The sequence below is a fragment of the Bradyrhizobium sp. 159 genome (assembly GCF_023073795.1).
Lineage (GTDB): Bacteria > Pseudomonadota > Alphaproteobacteria > Rhizobiales > Xanthobacteraceae > Bradyrhizobium.
In genome coordinates this window covers 1-1,679 of sequence record NZ_JADPKE010000001.1, presented here as the reverse complement: position 1 = coordinate 1,679, position 1,679 = coordinate 1, and the positions used below count along the sequence as shown (strand labels likewise).

Genomic DNA, 1,679 nt, shown 5'->3' with positions numbered 1-1,679 from the left:
TTCTGTCCGCCGCTCATCGCGTCGTGGCGCGGCTATTTCTGCACAGCGAATACCCAGACCACCCCGCCTTGCGGCACGTTGTTTTCAACCCCGACGTTCTGGGTGGCGAGCGCATCCTGGATGCGTTGCGCGTCAACGCCCCAGCCGGACTGGATCGCGATATACTGGGTGCCATCCACCTCATAGGATACCGGCATGCCCATGATGCCTGAGTTGGTCTTCAGCTCCCACAAGAGTTCGCCGCTCTTCGCATCGAAAGCGCGGAAGTTGCGATCGTTGGTCCCGCCGACAAAGACGAGATCGCCCGCGGTCGCCAGTACCGAACCGAACAGTTGCGATTTCGGGAACTTGTGAGACCAGACTTTCTTGCCGGTTGCGGGATCCCAAGCCTGCAATTCGCCAATGTGTGTGGCGCCGGGACGGAGCGTCAGACCGATGTCCTCAGGCTTGGTGCCAAGCCATAGTTCGCCAGGCTTCAGCGCAACCTTCTCGCCGGTGAAGCCGCCGCAGGTGTTCTCGTTGGCCGGCACATAGACGTACTTGGTCCTCTGGCTATAGGCCGCCGAAGGCCAGTCCTTGCCGCCCCACAGTGACGGGCAGAACTCGACCCGCTTGCCGATCACCGGCTTGTGCGCAGGGTCGACAATCGGCTTGCCGGTCTCGGGCTCGATGCCTTTCCAGACGTCTGTATGAACATAGGGCCAGCCGGCTACGTAGCTGATCTTGTCCGGCTTACGCTCCAAGATCCAGAAGATGGCGTTGCGGCCCGGATGGATCAGGCTCTTGACCGTGCGGCCATCTCTTTGCAGGTCGACCAGTATCGGCGCCTCTACTTCGTCCCAGTCCCAGGAGTCGTTCTGATGGTACTGGAAATGTGTCTTGATCCTACCGGTATCGGGATCGAGGCCGAGCACGGAGCTCGTATAGAGATTGTCACCCGGGTGTGCGTCCCCCGGCCACGGCGCAGCATTGCCAATGCCCCAGTAGATGGTCCTGGTGTCCTTATCGTAATTGCCGGTCATCCAAGCCGATCCGCCGCCGGTCTTCCAGTCGTCGCCCGTCCAGGTTTCGCTGCCGGGTTCACCGGGCGCTGGAATGGTGAAGGTGCGCCACAGCTCCTTGCCGTTATCTGCGTTAAAGGCCACGACGTAACCACGGACGCCGAGCTCACCGCCAGAGCCGCCGACGATGACTTTACCGTCGATGACGAGAGGCATCAGGGTGAGATACTGACCTTTCTTATAGTCCTGGACTTTGGTGTCCCAGACCACCTTGCCGGTCTTCGCATCGAGGGCAACCACGTGATCATCGGTTGTGGCCAGATAGAGCTTGTCCTGCCACAGACCGACGCCGCGATTGGTCGGATGCAGCTGGAACAAATCATCCGGTAGCTGGCGCTTGTAGCGCCAATACTCTTCGCCGGTCTTGGCGTTCAGGGCGATTACCTGTCCCATAGGGGTGGTGACGAACATCACCCCGTTGTTAACGATCGGTGGCGCCTCGTGGCCCTCGATCACGCCAGTGGAGAAAGTCCACACCGGCTTGAGATTCTTGACGTTTGAAGTGTTGATCTGCTCGAGCGGACTGTAGCCCTGCCCGTCGTAGGTGCGTCGGTACAGCATCCAGTTACTAGGTTCCGGATTTTCCAGCCTGGCTTGTGTCACTGGACTGTAATTTTC

The 1,679-nt window shown here is 59.7% G+C and carries 1 protein-coding gene; it reads right to left on the bottom strand.

The features are described 5' to 3' along the window. Positions 1-32: 32 nt before the first annotated feature. Positions 33-1,679, bottom strand: a 1,647-nt coding sequence (locus IVA96_RS00005; RefSeq protein ID WP_247414811.1) for a methanol/ethanol family PQQ-dependent dehydrogenase, incomplete at its 5' end; no start/stop codon positions are given.